The organism is Candidatus Sordicultor fermentans (genome assembly GCF_012728195.1).
Taxonomy (GTDB): Bacteria; Atribacterota; Atribacteria; order Atribacterales; family Caldatribacteriaceae; genus Sordicultor; species Sordicultor fermentans.
This window is the reverse complement of the sequence record NZ_JAAYFP010000078.1, coordinates 24,205-31,359: the sequence shown is the minus strand read 5'-3', so window position 1 is coordinate 31,359 and position 7,155 is coordinate 24,205. Positions and strand designations below refer to the sequence as shown.

The following is a 7,155-nucleotide window of genomic DNA, read 5'->3' as shown; positions in this document are numbered from 1 at the left end:
AGAAAATGGTTAGTGGGCGACTAGTTCAGAGGGAGAATGCTTCCTTGACGCGGAAGAGGCCACTGGTTCGAGTCCAGTGTCGCCCACCAGAAGTAGATAAAAGAAAAAAAAGCCTTCCTTAAAGGTTTAAAAAATTTCCCTCCCCTTCTATCAATAGTCCATGGTCTTCTTTCGTATTAAGTATCCATCTATCCTGTAAACGGCAATAAGGGGGCGAAGCCCCCTTATAACCCCCGAAAAAGCAAGAAACATAAAGACAAAAGAAAAAGATCAAAATAACCCGGAGAAAAAACCTCCGCGTCCGTCATTCCTGAATGCGCTAATCATTCCTTCAGCCGTCATTCCTGAATGTCTCTATCAGGAATCTAAATTGTTTCAGGATGAAAATATCTGGATTCCCGATTGAAGATTTCGGGAATGACAGAACAGACAATAAGGGAGCAGAGCCCCCTATAATCCCCGAAAGACAAAAACTAAAAATAAAAGGCAAAGATTTAAAAAAACAAAAAGCTGCAAGAATAGACCTCATGTTTTCATTGTCATCTGGTGCTGCAAAGCAGCATGAGCGTCTATCATTGGTTTAAGTGGTGGGCTACTTAATTAAGGCTTTCATTAGGAGAGGGATGACTTTTACCTTCACGGCTGACTGTAAGTATGCTTGATGCGGGTATTAGCTTTTGTATGCTTAACTATTAAATGCTTTTATGGCATTTTCTGTTGTTAATTTTCTTTTCTCTAATGTTTTCTCAAACATTTCTTTTACTATTCCTGGTAATTTCTCATGTATTACCTTTGTACCTTCTTCCGTAATTCCGCCTTTAGTAGCAACTCTGGTAATAACCTCTTCGAACGATAACTTATTTTCCAGCATTAACTTGCTCGTTCCCATCATTGTATTTAGTAGCATGTTTGTTATCTGTTCTTCTGGTATTTTGGTATGTTCTTGCGCTACAACGACAATTTCATTGAATATTGCTGCAATGAATCCTGGCATGCAGCTTACCACCTCTGCTCCTATTCCCATTTCATTTTCTGGAAGCTCTATTACTTTTCCAAATGTTCCCAATATTTTATTTAATACTATTTCATCTTCTTTGGTTACTTTACTATTATGGCATACTAATGTTTGTGATTCATTTACTTCTGCGGTAACGCTTGGAATTACCTTCGATATTTTATTATTTTTACATACTGTTTCTATTTGTTCGAATAAAATACTTCCGTTTAATGAAATGATATGTTTGCTATTATCAAGCACATCTCTTATTTCCAGCAGAACGGTCTTTATATCTGATGGTCTTACGCAGATGAAGATAATATCTGAATTTTCTGCTGCTTCTTTGTTTGTTCTGCAAATATGCATATTCTTATACTTTTCTTTTAAAACTTGTATTTTTTCAAGTGTACGGTTTGCTACGAATAAATTGTCTTCTGGTATTATTTTAGAATTGATTATTTTTTCCAGAAGCATTTTTCCCATGCTTCCGCAGCCAATTATTGCTATTTTCTTTTCCATAATTTTCTCTTGTCCTTTTCTTCATTCAGCGCCTAAGGCGTCAAGCTAACATTGATTATACCTACTATTCATAACATCCGTCAATTTAGAAATGCAAGAGTGTTTTTGAATCTTTTGCGGTTTGGCTAACAACAAGCTTGTTGCGTTTAAAAACTGTCTGTTAAAGAACGTCTGTTTAAAAAGCCGTGCCTGGAAAATGTCCATTTAAAAACCATCCGTTTTTTCAAAACCTATTGTTATTGGTTGCTGTTCCGGCGAGCCCTTATGTTCTTTGCAAGTGGTGTATATATTTATGTGCTACTTTCGGAGAGGTGGTTACGAAGCTCAGCGATTTATTTCCGTACCCGTTTGACTGCCGGGAATTTTTCGAGGGCTACGCAAGATGATAGTTGTATCACCTGGTAAATGTCTTTCTCGGAAAGCTGCTACTGGAAATGAGGGGATGAGCTCTCATTGATGCCTTAATTTTATTATCCACAGGATATATATCCCGGATTTTTCAGCGATGTGGTAATATATTAAATATAATAATTTGTGCTCAAAAGTGGTTTAAATGAAGTGATAAAATGCAGGATATCGGAAGTAGGAGAGCTACTATATATAAGGAGGAAAATTTATGAACGTGAAATCTAAAGAAGCCATCGCTGCGGTTACCGAAGATGGTCGTTTGGTGGATATAGGGGAAGAGGAGAAAGTAAAAAATTACCTCTCTTTTGCCGATGAAGCAGGTAGAGAAATTTACTGGCATAGTACTTCCCATATCATGGCTCAGGCGGTAAAGAGATTGTTTCCCGAAGCCAAGCTGGCCATTGGTCCAGCTATTGAGGAAGGTTTTTACTACGATTTTGATATTCCTCGTCCTTTGACCGACGAAGACTTAGAAGAGATAGAAAAAGAAATGAGAAAAATTATCCAGGAAGACCTTCCTTTTCGGCGAAAAGAAGTTTCTAAGGAGGAAGCGCAAAAAATATTTGCCGAAAGAGGAGAAACTTATAAAGTAGAAATTTTAGAAGAGATAGAAGAGAGCAAAGTAACCCTTTATGAACAGGGAGAATTCTTAGACCTCTGCCGGGGGCCTCATGTACCTTCTACTGGCTACATAAAAGCTTTTAAGCTTTTAAGCGTTTCGGGAGCCTACTGGCGGGGAAGAGAGGATAACCCCATGCTTCAGCGGATATATGGAATTTCTTTTGATTCGGAGGAGAAATTGCAAGAGTTCTTGAAGCGGAGAGAAGAAGCTAAAAGAAGAGACCATCGTCGCTTGGGAAGAGAGCTGGATTTATTCAGTCTGCACGAAGAAGGTCCTGGTTTTCCCTTCTTTCACCCTCGGGGGATGGTGGTTATCAATGCTCTTTTAGACTTATGGCGCAGGGAACACTTAAAGCGGGGTTATCAGGAAGTAAAAACTCCTATGATTTTAGAACGGGCTCTCTGGGAACAATCCGGCCATTGGGAACACTACCGGGATAATATGTATTTTACTAAAATCGATGACCGGGATTTTGCTATAAAACCCATGAATTGTCCCGGGGGGATTTTAATTTTTAAAAGCCAGCTGCATAGCTATCGAGAGCTACCCTTACGGTGGGCAGAGTTAGGGTTGGTTCATCGTCATGAGCTTTCCGGAGTTTTGCACGGGTTAATGAGAGTACGGTGTTTCACTCAAGACGATGCCCATATCTTTATGGAGCCTCACCAGGTAAAACAGGAAATTATAGGGGTAATTGAGTTAGCTGATTATTTTTACCGCCTGTTTGATTTTACTTATGAAGTAGGGTTGAGCACTCGTCCTGAGAACTCCATGGGGTCTGATGAGATGTGGGATCTGGCTACCCGGTCGTTAGAAGAAGCGCTAAGAGAGTTAGAAGTTGACTATCGAGTTAACCCGGGAGAAGGAGCTTTTTACGGGCCAAAGATTGATTTTCATCTCCGTGATTGTCTGGGAAGAAGATGGCAGTGTGGAACTATTCAGCTGGATTTTGCTATGCCTGAAAAATTTGACCTGTACTACATTGGAGAAGATGGAAACCGCCACCGACCGGTGATGCTCCACCGAACAGTTTTAGGAAGTATCGAAAGATTCTTAGGTATTTTAATTGAGCAATTTGCCGGAGCTTTCCCCCTGTGGTTAGCACCAGTGCAGGTGGTAATTTTGCCTATCGCCGAAAGACATATCGATTATGCCCGGGAAATAAAAGACATTATTTTTAGCGAAGAAATACGAGTGGAGATTAATGACGAAAATGCCACTCTGGGGGCTAAAATCAGAAAAGCAGAAGTGGAAAAAGTTCCTTACCTTGCTATCATTGGAGACCGGGAGATGGAGAACCGGACACTGAGTATCCGGAAACGTAAAAAAGGGGACATAGGCTCTTTCACCCTGGATGAATTATTGAAGAATCTAAAGCGGGAGATAGAAGAAAAGGTGGTTGATTAGTGAAGGGAGAAACTTCTCATCGCCTTTTTTGGAATGGAGGGGTAAAAAGAGAAAAAAAGCGGGATAAAAACTGGGAAAAAAGGATTCACACGGATCTCGTATGGTTAGAAATAGAGCCTTTTTTACAACCAGGATTGAAGGTTCTGGATGCCGGAGGAGGCTATGGACGCTATTCTATTCCTTTAGCAGAAAGAGGATGCCAGGTTACTCATCTTGACCTTTCTCCCCGGATGATAGAAGAAGCTAAAAAATTAGCAGGGGACAGGGGTGTTTCTTCCATCGAGTTTCAGGTAGGGAAGGTGCAAGATCTGTCCTCTTTTTCTGACCGTTATTTTGATCTTACTATTTCTCTGGATGCCCCTGTTTCCTATGCTTATCCGGAGCAAAAAAGGGCTCTCGAGGAGCTGGGGAGAGTAACTAAAGATAAGCTAATCGTTTCGGTAGTAAATCGGTGGGGACAGGTTCCAGTAGCAGTGGAGACGGAATTGCGATTCAGAAATAGCTTGGAGATTTCTCGTCGTTTTTTTAGAGAAGGTAACTGGGATCATCCTTCTTTCTGGGAAAACTTAGAGGAGAAAATTCCTCTCCTTTATCGCTATATTTTTCCCCCTCTGCATGCTTTTACCCCTTCTGAAATTTTAGATGATTTAATAGAGGAGGGGTTTAGACCTTTGCGGGTGGTGGCTTCGGGAACTCTGGCTCGACTCCTGCCTCCTCGTACTTTAAAGAAAATAGTGAATAATCCCTCTCTGTATAAGGAGTTTTTAGAATTCTCTCGAGAGTATGATGCTCTGTTTGAAGTATTGGGAGTGGGAGCAAAAGTAGCTTCAGGACTTTTAGTGGTAGGAGAAAGAAGAAATAGCAATGAAGAAATGGTTTAAAACTATAATAACTATAAAAGAAGAAGAAAAGGAAAAACTCCTGCTTCAGTTACAAGAACAAAATATATTAGGGGTATGGGAGTCAGGGTTTGATGAGATGATAGTTTACTCGGAAAACTCCATTGTCCTTCCCCCGGGAGTGAAAGGTAGAGAAGAAGAGGAGGGAGAAGGGGAATGGGCTTATAAATGGCGAGAGAGTTTTAAGCCCATCCGGGTGGGAGAAAGAATAGTGGTGAGGCCCCCCTGGGAAGACCCGCAAGGCGCGGCTGTGGAGCTTGTGATTTACCCTGCTTATGCTTTCGGCACCGGTCAACATCCCACCACTTACTGGTGTTTATATATGATAGATAAATACTTTCAAAGAGGACAGAGTTTTCTGGATGTGGGAAGTGGCTCGGGTATTCTTTCCATTTTAGCGGCAAAGCTTGAGGGGGGAAGAATTGTAGCTTTAGATATCGACCCCCATGCCGGAGAAGAGCTGAGGCGTAATTTATCTTTAAACGATATAGATTTTTCTCGAGTAAACTTTAAAGAGGAGGAAATAGAAGAAATAAAAGAAAACTTTGATTTTATAGTGTGTAATATCGGGACTAATTTTCATCTTCTCCATTTGGAAACTATGAACAACTTGCTTAACGAAGAAGGCATTCTGGTTCTCTCAGGAGGAGAAGAGAAAGATTTTTCTCTTCTTCAAGAAAAAGCTAAAATGCTGAGTTTGAAAGAAAAAGAAATCAAAGTAGATTCCTCCTGGGTTACAGTTGCTTATAAGAAATCGCAAAATGTATTATAATATGAAAGGAGGTGAATGGATTTTTGCGAGTGGCTTTTATTCACAGTAGCAAAGATAAACGTGTAGCCAATCTGGCCCGTTATATGGTTGGTATCTTTGAAAAAGAGGGTTGGACGGTAAAAGTTATTGAAGCAGAAGATACCACCTCTCCGGTTAGTTTGCGCCCTTTTGATTTGATATTTGTTGGTTCTCAAGTTTTGAGCTTGTGGGGAGGCAAAATATCTCAGGAGGTAGTAAACTTTTTGCAAGGAGCAAGTGGAATGGAAGGTAAAAGGGCGGTAGCTTATGTTCGTCCTAACCTGTTTGGAACAGATAAGGCTTTAAAGAAATTAATGTCTAAAATGGAATCACAGGGAGCTTTTGTGGTGGATTTTGAGGCACTAAAAGGCGAGAAAGAAGCAGAAGACCTGGTCAAAAGACACCTGAAGTGATAGGGAGGTGAAGACTATGGAGGAAAAGGAAAGAGCCCGAGAGGTGTTTGAAGAGATATTTTTTAAGCCCATGGAAAAAGTTTTAAGCCCTTTCCTCAATGAGGAAGCTCGCAAGCATTTTTCTCAAGCAAGAGTAGAAGTGCTGAAAGCTATGCGTGCTTTTATAGATGCAGAAATAGAGCGGGCAGATAAAGCAGAGAAGAAAACTTCAGAACCTTAAAAGATAAACATTGGTAGTTTAATTGACAGATAAGAAGAAAAAACTTATAATTCCTCAGTGGCTTTGGGCTAGAGGAAGTTGATTTTTCCTAAAAGTGTAATGTAGAAGGATGGGTGAAACGGTTGGGCAAATGGTTTCGTTCGCTGAAACAGTATTTTCGTGATGCTTGGAATGAATTACGTAAAGTAACCTGGCCTAGCAAGAAAGAGCTCTGGAATAATACTTTGACTGTGTTGGTAGTTATTGTGCTGGCGGGAGCGTTTTTAGGGGCAGTAGATTTATTGCTCACTTTTTTAGTGAATCTTTATCTAAGGTGATGTAGTAGTGAATGAAATAGAAATGTCAAAACAGTGGTATGTGGTTCATACCTTAGCGGGTAGCGAACACAAAGTAAAAGCTAATCTGGAACGGAGAATTACTTCTATGGGCATGCAGGACCAGATTTTTCGGGTAGTCGTTCCCATGGAAGAAGCAATAGAGGTGAAGAGGGGAAAGAAGAGGTTTACCAAGAAAAAGGTTTTCCCGGGGTATGTTATGGTGGAGATGATAATGAACGATCGTTCCTGGTATGTGGTGCGCAATACTCCGGGAGTCACTGGTTTTGTAGGGTCAGGTATGAAGCCTGAACCTTTAAATGAGGAAGAGGTTAGCGTAATTTTGCGTCAGACCGGGGTAGAAAAAGGAGTTCCCCGGCTGGATGTAGAAAAGGGAGAGATGGTGAAAGTAATTGCCGGTCCCTTTTTGAACTATACCGGGACTGTGGAAAGCGTAGACCAGGAAAAAGGCAAGATGACCGTACTTCTTTCCATTTTTGGTCGAGAGACGCCAGTAGAACTGGATTTTTCTGATGTTGAGAAACTGTAAAGAGGTGGCAGAGAAA

9 protein-coding genes and 1 tRNA gene are annotated in these 7,155 nt (G+C 40.7%); 9 read left to right on the top strand and 1 reads right to left on the bottom strand.

The features are described 5' to 3' along the window. The first annotated feature begins 14 nt into the window (after positions 1 to 14). Positions 15 to 89 (top strand) — tRNA-Val (locus GXZ17_RS03600). Between the two features lie 291 nt (positions 90 to 380). Next, entirely contained in the window at positions 381 to 584 is a 204-nt protein-coding gene (locus GXZ17_RS03595; protein WP_409375920.1) for a hypothetical protein, read from the top strand. A 101-nt stretch (positions 585 to 685) separates the two neighbouring features. Here the strand turns inward: GXZ17_RS03595 and GXZ17_RS03590 are convergent, their stop codons facing one another. Beyond that, positions 686 to 1,516 carry an NAD(P)-binding domain-containing protein gene (locus tag GXZ17_RS03590; RefSeq protein WP_409375919.1) on the bottom strand — a complete coding sequence of 277 codons (831 nt, stop codon included), beginning with the start codon at positions 1,514 to 1,516 and terminating at the stop codon, positions 686 to 688. 616 nt (positions 1,517 to 2,132) lie between these two features. Between GXZ17_RS03590 and thrS the strand changes: the two genes are divergently transcribed. The 7 genes from thrS to nusG all read left to right on the top strand — a co-directional run bounded on the left by thrS (position 2,133) and on the right by nusG (position 7,139). Further along, complete coding sequence (thrS, locus tag GXZ17_RS03585) at positions 2,133 to 3,953, top strand: threonine--tRNA ligase (protein WP_409375918.1); 1,821 nt, start codon at positions 2,133 to 2,135, stop codon at positions 3,951 to 3,953. After that, positions 3,953 to 4,834, top strand: coding sequence for a class I SAM-dependent methyltransferase (locus tag GXZ17_RS03580; RefSeq protein ID WP_409375917.1), 882 nt, complete (start codon positions 3,953 to 3,955; stop codon positions 4,832 to 4,834). The genes thrS and GXZ17_RS03580 overlap by 1 nt, the downstream gene beginning before the upstream one ends. Then, positions 4,818 to 5,624 (top strand): 50S ribosomal protein L11 methyltransferase, encoded by an 807-nt coding sequence (locus GXZ17_RS03575; protein ID WP_409375916.1) that lies wholly within the window; start codon positions 4,818 to 4,820, stop codon positions 5,622 to 5,624. The genes GXZ17_RS03580 and GXZ17_RS03575 overlap by 17 nt, the downstream gene beginning before the upstream one ends. 29 nt (positions 5,625 to 5,653) lie before the next feature. Further along, the gene (locus tag GXZ17_RS03570; protein WP_409375922.1) at positions 5,654 to 6,055 is read left to right on the top strand and encodes a flavodoxin family protein; all 402 of its coding nucleotides are present in this window, start codon (positions 5,654 to 5,656) and stop codon (positions 6,053 to 6,055) included. Positions 6,056 to 6,071: 16 nt separating this feature from the next. Continuing rightward, complete coding sequence (locus GXZ17_RS03565; RefSeq protein ID WP_409375915.1) at positions 6,072 to 6,275, top strand: hypothetical protein; 204 nt, start codon at positions 6,072 to 6,074, stop codon at positions 6,273 to 6,275. Between the two features lie 113 nt (positions 6,276 to 6,388). After that, positions 6,389 to 6,592, top strand: a complete 204-nt coding sequence (gene secE, locus GXZ17_RS03560; protein ID WP_409375914.1) for a preprotein translocase subunit SecE — start codon at positions 6,389 to 6,391, stop codon at positions 6,590 to 6,592. A gap of 22 nt (positions 6,593 to 6,614) precedes the next feature. Continuing rightward, positions 6,615 to 7,139 carry a transcription termination/antitermination protein NusG gene (nusG, locus tag GXZ17_RS03555; protein WP_409375921.1) on the top strand — a complete coding sequence of 175 codons (525 nt, stop codon included), beginning with the start codon at positions 6,615 to 6,617 and terminating at the stop codon, positions 7,137 to 7,139. Positions 7,140 to 7,155: the final 16 nt, after the last annotated feature.